Genomic DNA, 15,484 nt, shown 5'->3' on the forward strand with positions numbered 1-15,484 from the left:
ATGATGCTGCCGGCAGATTACAACAGCCCAAAGCGCGATACGAGCGGCGAAACGGCTTCTCGCAACCGGATAGCGCGCACGATCAGGCGACCTGCGCGCCCGGGGCCAGCGGCGCCGGGCTCATCTCCTCGATCTGGTAGCTCTGGGGCAGGTTGATCGGGCGATAGTCTGGAACCTGCGCCTGCCGGTCCAGCACCGAGCGATGGATCAGCACGCCGTCCTTGATGAAGCGGGGCTCACCGAGCGGCAGATAGTAGCCGAGGAAGGATTTCCGCGCCGGCCACTCCTTCCATTTGTCCGACTTCGGCAGCCATTCCAGAATCCACCAGGCGCCGGTCAGGGAGTCGTGCAGTTCGGCGGCGGCATTCGGCGGCACATAGTCGTGCCGATGCGGCGGCAGCGGCACGCCCCAGGCGAGATGATCGATCATCGCCTGATCCATGCGCAGGCCTGCATGTCTCGCCTGCTCGATCATCCAGATCAGCGGGAATTTCGACAGGCCGCTTTCCGCTTCGGGATAGCCGCCGCCGACGTCGGAATGCACGCCGGCGAACCAGACCTGCCGGATGTCCTGCGGCACGCCGGTCGCAGGATCGAATTGATCCGTGCGATATTGCTGCGGCTCGATCCATTTGTTGAGGCGGAACATGCGCCGCCGCTCGTCGATCGACATCGCCTGACGGAATTTCTTCACACTCGGATTGGTGCGCGTGAACAGCAGCATCTGCAAATCGAACCAGAACTTGTCCTGCCGCGGCACGATCACCGAGGCGACCGTGTCCCACACGCCGATGAATTCGATATCGACGTTGCGGCCGCCGGCGATCTGGCTGAAATGCCAGGCTTCCTTCAGCGCGGTGTCGTCGAACGACCCATCGTCCTTCTGGCCCTCCGCACTGGCCTGCTTGTAGGACGTCAGCGCGTAGCCGGCGAGGTCGAGCTGGTCGACCGGCAGCAGTCCGATGACATGGGCGAACGCCGCGAGGACACGGACGGTGTAGGCGCCACGGCTGAAGCCGAACAGAAAGACCCGGTCGCCCTTCTCGTAATGGTTGCAGAGGAAGCGGTAGCAGCCGAGGACGTCCTCGTCGAGGCCGGCGCCGGTGGCGAGGCCCATCAGGCCGCGCACCTTCTGCTTGAAGCGGCCCCAGGTGCTCTGCAGCCCGATGGTGCCGACACCCGGATGATAATAGACGCGTTGCCGGTCATCCTTGTCGAGCACACGAAACAGCTTCAGCACGTTCGAGATGTTGGTGCCGATCTCGTTGCCGGTGCCGTCACACAAAATGACGATGTCTTTCGGCATCTCGGTCCCCTCGAATGTTGCGTGAATCTGTGACGCTATCGTAGGGCAGAACGAGATCGAAATTCAATCTTCAATTGAGCGGGTGCGACAACGGCGTTGACAGTTTTGCGAAAGGTCTACTGATACGTCGCCACGATATCGGACACCGCGCGCTCGAGCTGCTTTGCGGTGGCGCATTGGCGGACCACGCTGCAGAAGGTGGCGTAGCGCGGCATCTCGGAATCGCCAAAGCCCCAGACCATGCGGCCCTCGGGGTTGAGCCAGACCAGCCGCTTGGAGCGCTCGCCGATCCGCTTGAGGATGTCGGCGCGCGGATCGAGATTGTTGCTGCGGGCATCGCCGAGCACGATCACGGTCGTCTGCGGCGTGATCGCGCTCATGTAGTCGTCCTCGAAATCGGCGAAGGAATTGCCGTAGTCGGACGAGCCGAAGCCGACCTTGGCCATGATCTCCTTCATCGCCTCCTCCGGCGATTTCTTTTCCAGGATGTCGCTGACCTCGATCAGGTGGCCGGAGAAGGCGAACGAGCGGACGTCGTCGACCACCTCATGCAGGCTGTGGATCAGGAGCAGGAAGAAATCGGAGACGCGCGCCACCGAACCCGAGACGTCGCAGAGTGCTACGATCTTCGGTCGGTCGCGATGCTTGCGCTTCCAGGCGGTGAGGAAGGGCACGCCGCCCCAGGCCGCGTTACGGCGCAGCGTGCGGCGGACGTCGAGATGGCCGCGGCGTTGCCGCTTGCGCGGCTTGGAGTAGCGCTCGCGCAGGCGGCGCGCGATCTGGCGGATCAGATTGCGCATCTGCTCGACCTGGCGCGGCTCGATCCGTGCCAGCGGCGCGTTGCGCAGGATCTCGTTACGCAAATTCTCGGCTTCCTCGCGGCCGTAGAGCAAGAGCGCCTGCGAAACCGCGTCGCGCACGGTGCCGCGCAGGCCGTTCAGTGCGTCCTGCAGCCGCTCGGCGAGCGAGGGATTGCTCGCGGTCGCATTGTCGATGTCGTCGCGCAGCCGTTGCAGACCCATCGCATCGAGAATGCGGTTCTGGAAGATGCCGCGCTGGGTGAAGTAGCGGATATCAGGCAGCGCCGCCGCGTTCGACGCATTGGCGATTGCCGTCGAGATCGCGCTGCGGTCCTGCGACAGCAGCATCTGCGCCAGCGGGCCGATATTGTCGTTGGGCGCGCCGCCGGCGCTGTCGCCATGCGCATCGGCGGAAGGGTTACTGCCTTGCTTGTCCTGGTCGTCGGACTTGTCCAGATCAGGCTTGTCCTGCTCCGGCTCGGGCTGGCTGAAGAACAGGTCGAAGCAATCGCCCAGCGCGCGCTTCTCGTCCTGGGTTTTTGCCAATGTCAGCAGGAAGGTGTCGCGGAGGATGGCGCGATCGGCAAAGCCGACCGCGGACACCGCGCGCATTGCATCGATGCTTTCGGCGGGCGAGACCCTGACGCCTGCGCCCCGCGCCGCCCGGAAGAAGCGATGCAGGTTCTCGCGCATCGGGGGCCTAGCTGAACACGCCCTGGCGTGATGCCTTGGCGATGAAGGTCGAGACCTGCGGCATTGCGGCCTCGATATCGGCCTCGTACTTCAAGAGCACGTTGAGCGTGTCCTTGACGATCTCGTGGTCGAGCTCGCTCGCCTGCAGCAGCACCAGCACCTTGGCCCAGTCGATCGCTTCGCTGACTGAGGGCAGCTTCTTCAGGTCGAGCGTGCGGATCTCATGGATGAAGCCGACCATCTGCTTGCGCAGGGTCTGCGAGATGCCGGGCACGCGGCTCTCGACGATGCGCTCCTCCAGCTTTTGCTCGGGGAAGCCGATATGCAGATGCAGGCAGCGCCGCTTCAGCGCGTCGCCGAGATCGCGCTCGCTGTTCGAGGTCAGGATCACGGTCGGCGGCGCGACCGCGGAGACCGTGCCGAGCTCGGGGATCGTGACCTGGAAATCCGAGAGGATTTCGAGCAGCAGCGATTCGAACTCCGCATCGGACTTGTCGATCTCGTCGATCAAGAGCACGCAGCCGGCCGGCTGCTCCAGCGCCTGCAGCAGCGGGCGCGGCTCGACGAATTCCTTGGAGAAGAACACGTCGCCGAAGGTGTGGAGCTGGTCCAGCGCGGCGGCCAGCGTCTGCGCGCCGCCGAGGACTTCGCCGAGCTTGTCCTTCAGGATCTGGGTGTAGAGCAGCTGCTTGGCGTATTTCCACTCATACAGCGCCTTGGCCTCGTCGAGGCCTTCATAGCACTGCAGGCGGATCATCTTCATGCCGCGCCACGCGGCGATCGCTTTCGCCAGCTCGGTCTTGCCGACGCCGGCGGGGCCTTCGACCAGGATCGGCTTCTCGATCTGCTGCGAGAGGTAGACCGCGGTGGCGATCTGCCGGCTCGCGATATAGCCCTGTGCGGCAAGGCCGCTTTCCACGGCCTCGATCGAGGCGGTGGGCCTGGTGTCAGCCACGAGATTTAGCTCCAAATATCTCAAACACTTGGAACTGTTCTGCGCCCGTTGCGGGCAAAGCACAAGGCTCGTTTGGCCCGCAACAGCCGCCTGATAGCGCATGGTTCCGGCGTATTTCCGCTGAACGCAATACAGGGCAGAGCGTGGGATCAGTTCGCGCAGGTCTTCACGAAATCCTTGCGCTGCGGGCCGGTGATCTTCTGGTCGATCGCCTGCTTCAGGCAATCGAGATGCGCCTGCGCCATGCAGAGCTGCATCTGGTCACGCTTGTCCTGGCCCTTCAGCGCCGCGGTCGTGGTCTGGCAGGCGGCGCGCTTGGCACCGGTGGCAGGGGCCGCTGCGGTCGCCGGCGCGGCGGCAGGCGTCGATGCGGCCGGCGCCGGAGCGGGCGTGGTCTGCGCGTAAGCTGCGGCCGAGAACAGGATGGCTCCGGCAGCAGCGAGAGCGATGAGCGAGCGTGACATGAGGACCTCCAGAGGAGGTCAACGCATAAATTTCAGCGCCTGAACGATCTGTGAATACCCCGGGGGAACCTGCTTCACCTCAGCGTGAGGCCGGTGGCTGCTTCCAATTCGCCGATCGCCTGCGCGGCGTTCAGCACCTTGATCGTGGTCATGCCCATCTCGCGCGCGGGCTTCAGGTTCACGCCGAGATCGTCGAGATAGACGCAGTTCTTCGGGTTCACCTGCAGCGTCTCGACCATCATCTGATAGATGCGTGGGTCGGGCTTGCGCAGGCCGATCTTGGCGGACTCGATGATATGGTCGAACAGCGCCATCACCTCGGCGACATAGAGCGAGCGGCCGCTGTGGCTGCCGATCGCATTGGCCGGCAAATTGTTGGTGATGCAGCCGGTCTTGAATTTCGCCTTGATGCGCTTCAGCGCCTCGACCATTTCGGGACGCAGATCGCCCGACAGCAGCGGCAACACGTCCTTGCCGCGTACCTCGGCGCCGAGCGCCTTGGACTCGACGGCGAACAGCTCGTCAAAAGCGTGGATGTCGATCTCGGCGCGCTCGAACTTGGCCCAGGCGTTTTCCAGATGGTTGGCGGCATTGGTGCGGCGGATGATGTCGGCCGGCAGCCCGCGCTCGGTCTCATAGCGCATGAAGGCCTCGAACGGCGAGGTGGTCAAGACGCCGCCGAAATCCCAGATCACTGCCTCGATCATTCTGTTCCTGCCCGTATCAGATGCTTGGGCTGCGGCTAACATGGATTGGCGCATGAAACCAGCCCGATCCGGCGCTTGGCGATGTCAGCGGCGCGGGCTAAAGCTGCGCGGATGAAGAAAGCGGTTCTCATATCGGCGGCGCTGGCGTCGCTCTTGTCCACGCCCGCCTCGGCCATCGTCGGCGGCGGTGCGCCGCAGACCGACGGCGTGGCGCGCTCCGTCGTCACCATCGTCGGCTCGCGCGGCAATTTCTGCACCGGTGCGCTGATCGCGCCGAAAGTGGTGCTGACGGCGGCGCATTGCGTGCAGCCCGGCGCCGATTACAAGATCGTCGACTACGGTCCGGACAAGCAGCCGAAGCTGCAGGATGTGCGCACGGTCGCGATCCATCCCGCCTTCAAGATGCAGGCGATGATCAACCATGTCGCCACCGCCGACGTCGCGCTGCTGCAGCTTGCGGCGCCCGCGGCCGGCAAGGCGCCGTCGGTGCTGGGCATGCCGAATATTCCGATCCAGGTCGGCGGCCGCTTCACCATTGCCGGTGTCGGTGTGACTGTCCGCGGCGACGGCAAGAGCGGCGGCACCATCCGCGTGGTGAGCCTGGCCGCAACCGGCAAGCCCGGCACGTTGCAGATTCGCCTGGTCGATCCGGTCGGGCAGGGCACGCGCGACGGCCTCGGCGCCTGCACCGGCGATTCCGGCGCGCCGGTGTACGAGGACAAGCAGGGCGGCCCCGCGATTGTCGGCGTGGTGAGCTGGTCGACAGGGCCGAACGGCACCGCCGGCTGCGGCGGCATGACCGGCGTTACCCCGCTGACGCTGTATCGGGATTGGGTGATGCAGACGGCAAGGCAATGGGGCGCGAGTTTTTGAGTACCTCTTCACCTCTCCCCGCCCTTTTGCGGGGAGAGGTCGGATCGCATCGCAAGATGCGATCCGGGTGAGGGGCCGTGCACGATCGTGCCATACAATTGGCCTCTCCGACTCCTCGATCGATCAGTCGGCGCATCGCGAACTTGTCGAGGCACTGTGCCATGCCCCTCACCCGCCGCCTGCGCTGCGCTCCGGCGTCGACCTCTCCCCGCAAAAGGGCGGGGAGAGGTGAAAGAGATCAATGCCCCGCGGCCTTCTTCGCGGCCGCATTGTTCAGCACGATCAAGCCATCCACGGCGACGCCGACCTTGCTGTTGATCAGGAACGGATTGACGTCGATCGACGCGATGCGATTGCCGGCATCCGACATCAAATTGGACAACCCGACCAGCGCCTTTACCGCCGACGGCTCATGCAGCGCGGGCTTGCCACGATAGCCCTTCATCTTGATGCCGGCCTTGGTCCTGGCGATCAGCTCCTTGGCCTCGGCTGCATCGAGCGGCGCGCCGGCGAGCGCGACGTCCTTCAGCAGCTCGATGTCGACGCCGCCGGTGCCGAACAGCACGACGGGGCCCATCTCGGCATCGAGGGAGGCGCCGACCACGAGCTCGAGATCGGCCTTGACCTGCTGGGCGATCAGAATGCCCTCGATCTTCGGCTTGCCCTTCAGCCTCGCCACGCGCCTGGTGATGTCGTCGAAAGCCCTCTTCACCTCGGCGGTGCTGTTGAGATTCAGCACCACACCGCCGACATCGGACTTGTGCAGGATGTCCGGGCTGACGACCTTCGCCACCACGGGAAAGCCGATGCTCTTGGCGATCTTCGCAGCCTCAGCCGCCGTCTGCGCGATCTCCTCCTTGGAGATCGGGATGCCATAGGCCTTGAGCAGCTTCTTCGAGGCGACCTCGTCGAGCGCCGCCGCGCCATTGGCGCTCTTCAGCGTCTTCTCCAGCACGGCGCGGGCGGAGGCCTTTGAGCTCGACGCGATGTCGGGCACTTCCTTGCGCAGGCCCGCATATTCGATCAGCGACTTGATCGCGCCGACGGCGCGGTCGAGGCCCTGCATCACCGCGATATCAGGCAGTGATTTGCGCAGCGATTTCGTGAACTCGGTGAAGCCGATCGACATCGCGCTGATATAGATCACTGGCTTGTTGGCCTGGCCTGCCATGTCGTTGACGATGCGCAGATTGCGTTCGCGCAATTCATGCGGCGCCTTCGGCAGCTCGGCGTCGATGATCACGATATCGGTGTCGGGATCGTCGATCATGATCTTGATCGACTTCATGTAGACGGAGGGATCGACGACCGCCGCGAAACCGGCATCCAGCGGATTGCCGACGATGCTGCCGGGGCCGAGCATCTGCGCCAGCTGCGCGGACGCATTCGGGCTGAGCGGCGCGAAATTCATGCCGGCGGAATAGAACGCGTCGATCAGCAGGCCGCGCTTGCCGCCCGATAGAGACACCGCGGCGAGGCGATTGCCCTTGGGCGGATCGGCATGCACGAAGCACTCGGTGGTCTCGATCAGCTCGTCGAGGCCGCGGACGCGGATCACGCCTTCGCGGGTCGAGATCGCATCAAACGTTTCGATCGAGCCGGCGAGTGCACCGGTATGCGCCATCGCCGCCGCGCGGCCGCCTTCGGAGGCGCCGAGCTTGAGCGCGATCACCGGCTTGCCGGCGGCGCGCGCCGCCTTGCAGGCCTCGCGAAACACTTTCGTATTCCGCACGCCCTCGAGATAGACAACGATGACGCGGATCGAGGGATCGGCGGCGAAATAGGCCATCAGGTCGGGTGTCTCGAGGCCCGTCTCGTTGCCGGTCGTGACCATGTAGCCGACACCGACACCGCGATCCTCCAGCGCCTGGCGGATCGCCATCACGATGGCGCCGGACTGGCCGGCGATCGCGACCGCGCCTTGCTCCATGGTGACGATGCGGTCGTCGATATTGGTGAACAGGTTCTCGCCGGCGCTGAGGTTGCCGAGGCAATTTGGGCCGGTCACGGCCAATCCTGTCTCCTTCACCGCCTGCTTCAGCTCGGCGGCGAGCCGCTGGCTCTCCTCATCCTGCAGCTCGCTGAAGCCCGAGGTCACGATGGTCGCCGACCGCGCGCCGGCCGCGGCCGCGTCGCGGATCACCTGCACGGCAAAGCGCGCCGGCACCAGCACCAGCACGTGGTCGGGCTTCTCGGGCAGGCTGGCGAAATCCTTGTAGCAGGTGACGCCCCAGATCGATTCGCGCTTGGCGTTGATCGGGAACAGGCCGCCGCGATAACCGTATTTGACCAGATTGTTCCAGATCCGCTCGGCATAATTGCCGGGCTTATCGGTCGCGCCGACCAGCACGATGTTGCGCGGGTGCAGCATCGCATGGATGCTCTTGACGACATCGCTGGCGTCGGCAGGCGGCGCCCATTTCTGCGATGCATGCGACGCCGTGCTTGCGTGACCTTCCATGGAGCCTGCCCTCGTTGTTGTTTCCTTTGGCCGGCGGCGTCGCGCGCGGCGGGCCATGATCTTTGATTGCTTTTAGGAGGAGGGGAAGGGGCTGGCAACACACGCCCACGCGGGGCAGGCCGTCGCCGCGCGCGATATCCCGGGCGGCGGAGAATTCCTGATCAGGAACCTGCCGGGATGAGCGTTGCGTGCAGGAGATAGCGATCCGGGCCAGATGTCACCGCATCGAACGGCCAACAGGTCGACAGCACCAGTTCATGGCCGTGGCCTGCGGGATCGATGCCGGATTGATCGAAACGGACGATGGAGCTTGCGTCGGCGCGATAGCGGAACGTCTTGCCGTCGCCGCGCGTGACGTCGATCTCGTCGCCGATAGCGACGTCCTTCAGGAAGCGGAAATGCGTATCGCGATGCGCGGAGTAGACGGCAACGCCGCGCTCGCCTGCGTCCGCGGTCTGCTCGACATGGCCGGGCCCGAAGGCCAGCGCCTGTCCGCTGCTGCCGGCCAGCGCGATGGTCGAGACATGCAGCCGCTTCACCTCGATCCGCGCCACCGGCCACGTGTCGGCCCACGACCACGGCTTGACGGGATGTCCGGTCGCGATGGTCTTCGTGAACGCGCGCTCCAGCAGCACCTGCGCGAGCAGTGCCTTGGCGTGGATGTAGGCGCCCTGGCCGAACAGGATCAGGCCGATCAGTGCGAAGATGAGAGGCGGGAGGAAGCGGGGCATCTGCTTGCGTGTCGCGGTGACAAGTCTTGAGAAAAAATGGCGCGCGCGGCCTTGGGGGACGGGTGGAAGCCGCGCGCGCTCTTTGAAGGAGGAGGTAGGGGGCGGCCTCCTCCCTTCAGCCGACGTCAACGGGGTGATGACATCTGACGTCGGTTGAACAGCATCAGGAGCAAACTGACAGTGAGGAAGATCACACCCGCGATCATCTTCAGCTCCGCGTCGGTCGCCGTCTTCGGCAGCGGCACGGTGGCGGGCGGCGTGGTGACGACCGGCGACCTCTTGAGCGACGCCACCTGCACCCTGGCGTCACCGCCATCGGCGCGGCGCTCAGTCGGCGCGACCTGCAGGCGCGGACGCTCGCCGAACACCTTTGCGAAGTCCCAGCCGGCGGGCAGGTTGAGCGGCAGCTCGGTGAGCTTCAGCGGCTCGCCTTCGGGACGGCTCGGCGTCTTGTCGACCGCAACCAGGCTGGTCAGCCGCGTCACGAGCTGATGCTCGAGCGCCAGCGCCAGGATGGTCTTGTCGGATTCTTCCGGCGTCGCCTGCCGCGTGGTGCGCGCCACTTCCGCATCGCTGATCTTGCGGCGAGCCCACAGCTTTGACAGGCCCTTGCCTTCGGCGGCGCTCGCCACCGGCAGGGTCACGCTCCACGGACGATCGCCGATGCGGCCCTTGATCTCGACGGAGCCTGCGAGCTTGTCGAGCTTTGCGGCGAGCACCAGCGGCTCGTCGCGATAGAGGTCGGGGATTGCCGACGGCGTCATGTCGGCGGTGGCCTCGGAGAATTTTGCGGTCAGGCCGGTGACGGCCGGATTCTCAAGCTTGGCAAAGAGGCCGCGCATCCGCTCGTCGACCTGCTCGACCGAGCCGATATGGGTGAAGGTGCCACGGCCGAGCTCGGCGGCGCGCGTCATCAGATGGGTGTTCGGCGCCGATCCAATGCCGACCATGAACACGCGGGAGCGGCCGCGCAGCGCGCTGATGGTCTCGAACAGCTGCTGCTCATTGCCGATCGCGCCGTCGGTCAGGAACACGACCTGGCGGACATAGTCGGCATCCTCGCGATTGTTGTCCGAGAGCGCCGCGCGCATCGACGGCACCATCTCGGTGCCGCCGCGGGCCTGCAGCGCGCTGACGAACGAGGTGGCGTTCGCAACATTGGCGGAGTTGGCTGCCACCGGCGTCGGGAACAGAACATCCATCGTGTCGTCGAAGCGGATCACGTTGAACCGATCATTCGGTTGCAGGCGGCCGAGCGCATAGAGCAGGCTCGCCTTGGCCTGGATGATCGAGGTGCCGCCCATCGAGCCGGAATTGTCGATCACGAAGATCACCTCGCGCGGCATCGGCCTCTCGCGGGCCTGCTCGACTGATGGCGGTGTCACGAAAGCGAGCAGATAGTCGGCATTGCCGACGTGCTCGCGGAACAGGCCGACCGACGGCGCCTTCTCGGCCGCCGGCTTCCAGGTCAGCTCGAAATCGCGATCCGCCGGCACCGGGCCTTCGGCCAGCGTGATGACGCGCCTGGTGCTATCCGGGCTATCGATCTTGACCTGGTGAAAGTGGCTCTTGACCTCGCCGAGCGGAAAGCCGGCCTGCAGGCGCACGGTGATGTTGGTCGGATTGATCGCGGCGTTCTCGGCCGGGTCGAGCACGGGCGAGGCGATGCGGTTGCGATCCGGAACGGGATCGGTCGCAGTCGAGCCCCAGCCGCCGCCATCAGGACGGAGGTCGACGCTCTGCACCACCGGTGCAGGATTATAACGCGGGCCGACCACCATCGGCACCCGCAGCGAGAATTCGTTGCCGTTCTGCTGCACCGGCTCCTGATATTCGATCTGCACCAGCACGGTCTCGCCGGGGCCGATATTGGCCACCGAGTTGGTGAAAATGTTCGGCCGTTCCTGCTCGGTCAGAACAGCCTTCTGGCCGTCGCGCTTGGCCTGCTCGTAGATCGCGCGGGCCTGCTGACGCTCCTTGATGTCGCCGACCACGATGCGATCGCCGACCACCATCTTCAGCGTGTCGACCGCACCGCCGGCCGGTAGCGGATAGACGTAGGTGGCTTCCATCCATTGCTGGGTCGGGTTGCGGAAGATCTGGGTGACGCGGGCGCGCACCGTCGGGCCCGACACGGTGAGATCGACATCGACGCCGAGCCGCAGCGCATCCGTGTAACCGTCATCGGTCTTGAGCAGCAGCGAGCCGGAGCGCGCGTCGCTCGGCTTCAGCACGGCCGGTTGCGGCCGCTCGGCCGACCAGCCCGGTCCAAAGCTCAAAAAAAGCGCGGCGAACCCGATCGCCAGCGCGACCACACTCTCCACCAGGAAGAACAGCGCAATGCGCGCCTTGCGCGACAGGCGCATCCGCCGGCTGTTGTCCATCTCATCGCAAATCGTCGTCATGTCAGTCGCTCCCAAGCGAGGCTTTCGCTTGTCCGAAATCTCTGACGGCGCGCGATTTGGCGCGAGCAGAATGATCGGCAATGATTGGCCGCCGCCCGGCGCCACACGCCGCCCGCCAGGGCGGGTTTGTGCGGTTTTGTGATGGATTGTCCGGTCTGCTAGACTGGGACCATTCGTTCAGGACTCGCCGCAGGGGTATCGATGTCGACGCCGGACAAGCAGCTTTCCGCCGAGCAGAGCCGGCAGGTGGCGGAGACGATTCGCGAGGAGATCGCCCGCCGCCGCATCTCGCGGCAGACCCTGGCCGAGCAGGCCAAGCTCTCGCTGTCCACGCTGGAAAAGGTGCTCGGCGGCCGCCGTCCGTTCACGCTCGCCACCACCGTGCGGCTGGAGCAGGCGCTCGGTGTCTCCCTGCGCAAGACGCCCGTCACGGCGCCACCGGCGCCGCCCGCCGTCAATGGCGAGATCGCGCCCGACAGCCTCGGCTCCTACTCCCGCCGCGCGGTGGCGCGGATCGAGGGCACCTACATCACGGTCCGGCCGTCGTTCGGCGAGCGGGACGCGATCTATGCCTATCGCACCGTGATCAGCTGGGACGACGCAGTGTCATCGCTGGTGTTTCGCGAGGGCGAGCGGCAGGACGTCGACTACACGCAGTTCGGCGAAGTGGCGGTGCCGAACGAATCCGGCTTCGTCTATCTCGTGACCAACCGCCACGGCCAGCACCGCGTCATCACGGTGTCGCGGCCAAGAAATTCCGGCGAGATGTACGGCATCATCACGACGCTGCTTGCCGGCCGCGGCTCGGTGCTGACGCCGATCGCGGCACCGATCGCGTTTTTGCCGCTGAAGAATATTGTCAATCCGAGTTTGGGGCGGATTCCGCCTGACGATCCCAATCACGCCGCCTACCGCGAGCATCTGCGCCGCACGGTCGACGAGCAGTTCGCGATTTTCCTGCCGGGGTAACTTTCTTCCTTCCCCCCTTGTGGGGGAAGGTGGCGCGCAGCGCCGGATGAGGGGTATCTATCCCCGTACTCAGAACGTGAGAGTATGCGGAGAGACCCCTCACCCGGTTTCGATGCTTTCGCATCGAAACCACCCTCTCCCACAAGGGGAGAGGGTGCACTTCCATTGCCGCTCTAGAAGAAACTATCCCCCCGTCTCCGCGCTGATGATGTCGCCGAACAGCTCCCACTGGCCGTTCTTGAAGCGCATCATCTTCAGCTGTTCGATCGGGGCGAAGTCGGTGCCTGACGTATTCACTCTGATGCCGGGGATCAGCGTGTCCGGCGTGAAATCCTTCAGGCTCGCCGCCTGCTTCATCACATTCTCACGGGTGAGATTGTCGCCGGCCTGCTTCAGCGTCTGCACCATGGTCTGCGCCGCAGCATAGCCATAGACGAGGTTGGCGTCGGAGATGTTGGCGCCCGGCATGTATTTGTCGATGAAGGTCATGAACTTCTTCATGCCCTCGTCGTCCTTCCACTGCGGATCGGAGGCGTCCTTGAGATAGCCGGCCGACAGCACGCCTTCTGAGGCCTCCAGGCCGGCGGGCTTCATCACAGCACCGATCGAGATCGAGACGTCGGTCATCACATGCATCGGCTTCCAGCCGAGCTCGGCGATCTTCTTGATCGCTTGGGCTGCGAATTTCGGCGTCGAAATGTTGACGAACACGTCGGCGCCGGTGTCCTTCAGCTTGACGATGTGGGAGTCGATCGAGGGCTCCGTGGTCTCGTAGCTCTCCTCGGCAACGATCTTGACGTTCGACTTCTCCAGCACCTCCTTCAGGCCGACCAGATAGTCTTTGCCGAAATCATCGTTGGCGTAGAAGATCACGACCTTGCCGTTCGGCTTCTCCTTCAAGATATACTTCGCGAAGATCCGCGCCTCGACGCGGTAGCTGGGCTGAAAGCCCATCGTCCAGGGAAAGTCCTTCGGATCGTTCCACTTGCTGGCGCCGGTGGCGAGGAACAGCTGCGGTACCTTCTTGGCGTTGTGGTACTTCTGGACCGCGGTCTGGGTCGGCGTGCCCAGCGCGTTGAACACCAGGAACACCTCGTCGCTCTCGATCAGCTTGCGGATCTGCTCCACCGTCTTCGGCGGCGAATAGCCGTCGTCATAGGAGATCCAGTTGATCTTGCGGCCGTTGATGCCGCCCTGGTCATTGATCATCTTGAAATAGGCCTCTTCGGTCTTGCCGATGATGCCGTAGGCGGAAGCGGGGCCGCTATAGGCCTCGACATTGCCGATCTTGATCTCGGTGTCGGAAGCGCCGGTGTCGTATTTCTTCTGGGCGAACGCGGCTTGGGTGGAGAGCAGGCAGAACGCCGTGGCAGCGGCCAGCAGCGACAATTTCTTGTTGTTCATAAAGACGTTTCCTCAGGGTTATTCTTGTTGGGGACTGGCACAAAACCCATGGTCGGTCCCGGCAGACGGCCACGGGGCAGTTCGCAATGTCGGCATGTGCTCGGCGAACGTTGTCGCCAAATCACGCCGCAGTATCGGTGGGCTTCGGCTGGCTGAAGGTTTGCCGAAGCGTCGGCTTGTGAATCTTCCCCGTCGCGTTGCGCGGCAGGGCCTCGACGAATTCGATCAGGCGCGGGCATTTGAACCGCGCCAGATTGGCCTCACAATGGGCATGTATCTCGGCGGGCGCAAGCGAATGGCCGGGCTTGATCGCGATGATGGCCATGCCGACCTCGCCCCATTGCGCGTTGGGGATGCCGATCACGGCGGCTTCGGCGACGGCGGTCAGCTGATGCAGCACGCTCTCGACCTCGGCCGGATAGACGTTCTCGCCGCCGGAGATGTACATGTCCTTCCAGCGGTCGACGATGTAGTAAAAACCTTCCTCGTCCATCCGCGTGGCGTCGCCGGTGTGCAGCCAGCCGTCGGTGAAGGAGGCGGCGTTGGCGTCCGGCCTGTTCCAGTAGCCTGGCGTGATGTTGGGGCCCTTGACCCAGAGCTCGCCGAGTTCGCCGACCGCGGCATCGCTGCCGTCAGGCCGCACGATTCGCACCTCCGTGTGCAGCAACGGCTTGCCGGAGGAGCCGGCCTTGCGCACGGCATCCTCGCGATCGAGCGTCAGCACCGCAGGGCTCGTCTCGGTCATTCCGTAGCCTTGTTGGAGCGCCACACCGCGTTCTTCCCAGGTCTTCAGCAGCGGCACCGGCATCGGCGCGCCGCCGACGCCGCCATTGATCAGGCGGCTGAAGTCCGCGGTGGCGAACGCCGGATGCTGCGCCATGAACTGGTAGATCGAGGGCACGCCGAAAAACACGTTGATGCGCTCGGCGGGATCGCTGATCAGCCGCAGCGCCTCGCCCGGATCGAAGGCGCGCATGATCATCACCGTGCCGCCGGAATGCAGCACGGGGTTGGTGTAGCAATTCAGCCCGCCGGTGTGGAACAGCGGCAGCACCGTGAGCAGCACCGATGACGGCGAGATATAAGCGGGGCCGCCGAGATTGACGCAATTCCAGAACGTCATCCCATGCGTGATGATCGCGCCCTTGGGCTGGCCCGTGGTGCCCGACGTGTACATGATGGTCGAGATGTCATCGAGCGTGACGATCTCGCTCTTGTCGAGCGGCGTTGCCGATGCGATGCCCGCTTCATAGGAGCCGCCGGGACCGAGCTTCACGGCCGAGGCGACGTTGCACAGCTTGGCGACCGCGAGCGCCGTCTCGGCGAGGTCGTCGTCATGGATCATCACCCTGGGCGAGGAGTCGCCGACGATATATTGCAACTCCGGCACGGTGAGGCGGGTGTTGAGCGGCAGGAACACCGCGCCGATCCGGAAGCAGGCGAACTGCACCTCCATCGTATCGGTCGTGTTCAGCGCCAGCACCGCGACACGGTCGCCGCGCTCGACCTTCAACGCATCGCGCAAGTGGCCGGCGAGCCGCGCCACCCGCGCATCGAACTGCGCGTAGGTGAAGCGGCGGCCGGACGCGAGATCGATCATCGCGATCTTGTCCGGCGTGCGCCGGCAATGATGGGCGATCCAGTCATAGTAACGCACGGACGACATTCAGCTCTCTCCCTCAGGCCACAATCGTGCGCTGCGTCATGGATCGTCGT

12 protein-coding genes are annotated in these 15,484 nt (G+C 64.7%); 2 read left to right on the forward strand and 10 right to left on the reverse strand.

From position 1 onward, the window contains the following. Positions 1-82: 82 nt before the first annotated feature. From JQ604_RS34040 to JQ604_RS34060, 5 genes are all read right to left on the reverse strand, one after another. Positions 83-1,306 carry a DUF2235 domain-containing protein gene (locus tag JQ604_RS34040; RefSeq protein WP_212365095.1) on the reverse strand — a complete coding sequence of 408 codons (1,224 nt, stop codon included), beginning with the start codon at positions 1,304-1,306 and terminating at the stop codon, positions 83-85. Positions 1,307-1,422: 116 nt separating this feature from the next. Beyond that, positions 1,423-2,799, reverse strand: coding sequence for a vWA domain-containing protein (locus JQ604_RS34045; RefSeq protein ID WP_212365096.1), 1,377 nt, complete (start codon positions 2,797-2,799; stop codon positions 1,423-1,425). Positions 2,800-2,806: 7 nt separating this feature from the next. Further along, positions 2,807-3,754, reverse strand: coding sequence for an AAA family ATPase (locus JQ604_RS34050; protein ID WP_212365097.1), 948 nt, complete (start codon positions 3,752-3,754; stop codon positions 2,807-2,809). A gap of 149 nt (positions 3,755-3,903) precedes the next feature. Beyond that, positions 3,904-4,218: a hypothetical protein gene (locus JQ604_RS34055; protein ID WP_212365098.1), complete on the reverse strand. Its 315-nt coding sequence runs from the start codon at positions 4,216-4,218 to the stop codon at positions 3,904-3,906. A 74-nt stretch (positions 4,219-4,292) separates the two neighbouring features. Then, entirely contained in the window at positions 4,293-4,925 is a 633-nt protein-coding gene (locus JQ604_RS34060; protein WP_212365099.1) for an HAD-IA family hydrolase, read from the reverse strand. A gap of 111 nt (positions 4,926-5,036) precedes the next feature. On the opposite strand from JQ604_RS34060, the gene JQ604_RS34065 reads away from it, so the two are divergent. Further along, complete coding sequence (locus JQ604_RS34065; protein WP_212365100.1) at positions 5,037-5,798, forward strand: S1 family peptidase; 762 nt, start codon at positions 5,037-5,039, stop codon at positions 5,796-5,798. Between the two features lie 238 nt (positions 5,799-6,036). On the opposite strand, the gene JQ604_RS34070 is transcribed toward JQ604_RS34065, so the two are convergent. The 3 genes from JQ604_RS34070 to JQ604_RS34080 form a co-directional block, all read right to left on the reverse strand. Further along, positions 6,037-8,259, reverse strand: coding sequence for an acetate--CoA ligase family protein (locus tag JQ604_RS34070; protein ID WP_212365101.1), 2,223 nt, complete (start codon positions 8,257-8,259; stop codon positions 6,037-6,039). Positions 8,260-8,420: 161 nt separating this feature from the next. Next, positions 8,421-8,990, reverse strand: coding sequence for a class GN sortase (locus JQ604_RS34075; protein ID WP_212365102.1), 570 nt, complete (start codon positions 8,988-8,990; stop codon positions 8,421-8,423). A gap of 125 nt (positions 8,991-9,115) precedes the next feature. After that, positions 9,116-11,395: a marine proteobacterial sortase target protein gene (locus JQ604_RS34080; protein WP_433996311.1), complete on the reverse strand. Its 2,280-nt coding sequence runs from the start codon at positions 11,393-11,395 to the stop codon at positions 9,116-9,118. Between the two features lie 201 nt (positions 11,396-11,596). On the opposite strand from JQ604_RS34080, the gene JQ604_RS34085 reads away from it, so the two are divergent. Then, the gene (locus JQ604_RS34085; RefSeq protein ID WP_212365103.1) at positions 11,597-12,364 is read left to right on the forward strand and encodes a helix-turn-helix domain-containing protein; all 768 of its coding nucleotides are present in this window, start codon (positions 11,597-11,599) and stop codon (positions 12,362-12,364) included. Between the two features lie 183 nt (positions 12,365-12,547). Here the strand turns inward: JQ604_RS34085 and JQ604_RS34090 are convergent, their stop codons facing one another. After that, complete coding sequence (locus tag JQ604_RS34090; RefSeq protein ID WP_212365104.1) at positions 12,548-13,768, reverse strand: ABC transporter substrate-binding protein; 1,221 nt, start codon at positions 13,766-13,768, stop codon at positions 12,548-12,550. A 121-nt stretch (positions 13,769-13,889) separates the two neighbouring features. Continuing rightward, complete coding sequence (locus tag JQ604_RS34095; protein ID WP_212365105.1) at positions 13,890-15,434, reverse strand: acyl-CoA synthetase; 1,545 nt, start codon at positions 15,432-15,434, stop codon at positions 13,890-13,892. Positions 15,435-15,484 lie beyond the last annotated feature (50 nt).

Source organism: Bradyrhizobium jicamae, assembly GCF_018130695.1.
GTDB lineage: Bacteria > Pseudomonadota > Alphaproteobacteria > Rhizobiales > Xanthobacteraceae > Bradyrhizobium > Bradyrhizobium jicamae_B.

What these genes read in the sequence shown, in the direction of transcription:
- JQ604_RS34040 (WP_212365095.1), bottom strand. Translation starts at nt 1,306, where the DNA reads ATGCCGAAAGACATCGTCATTTTGTGTGACGGCACCGGCAACGAGATC.
- JQ604_RS34045 (WP_212365096.1), bottom strand. Translation starts at nt 2,799, where the DNA reads ATGCGCGAGAACCTGCATCGCTTCTTCCGGGCGGCGCGGGGCGCAGGC.
- JQ604_RS34055 (WP_212365098.1), bottom strand. Translation starts at nt 4,218, where the DNA reads ATGTCACGCTCGCTCATCGCTCTCGCTGCTGCCGGAGCCATCCTGTTC.
- JQ604_RS34060 (WP_212365099.1), bottom strand. Translation starts at nt 4,925, where the DNA reads ATGATCGAGGCAGTGATCTGGGATTTCGGCGGCGTCTTGACCACCTCG.
- JQ604_RS34065 (WP_212365100.1), top strand. Translation starts at nt 5,037, where the DNA reads ATGAAGAAAGCGGTTCTCATATCGGCGGCGCTGGCGTCGCTCTTGTCC.
- JQ604_RS34070 (WP_212365101.1), bottom strand. Translation starts at nt 8,259, where the DNA reads ATGGAAGGTCACGCAAGCACGGCGTCGCATGCATCGCAGAAATGGGCG.
- JQ604_RS34075 (WP_212365102.1), bottom strand. Translation starts at nt 8,990, where the DNA reads ATGCCCCGCTTCCTCCCGCCTCTCATCTTCGCACTGATCGGCCTGATC.
- JQ604_RS34080 (WP_433996311.1), bottom strand. Translation starts at nt 11,395, where the DNA reads ATGACGACGATTTGCGATGAGATGGACAACAGCCGGCGGATGCGCCTG.
- JQ604_RS34085 (WP_212365103.1), top strand. Translation starts at nt 11,597, where the DNA reads ATGTCGACGCCGGACAAGCAGCTTTCCGCCGAGCAGAGCCGGCAGGTG.
- JQ604_RS34090 (WP_212365104.1), bottom strand. Translation starts at nt 13,768, where the DNA reads ATGAACAACAAGAAATTGTCGCTGCTGGCCGCTGCCACGGCGTTCTGC.
- JQ604_RS34095 (WP_212365105.1), bottom strand. Translation starts at nt 15,434, where the DNA reads ATGTCGTCCGTGCGTTACTATGACTGGATCGCCCATCATTGCCGGCGC.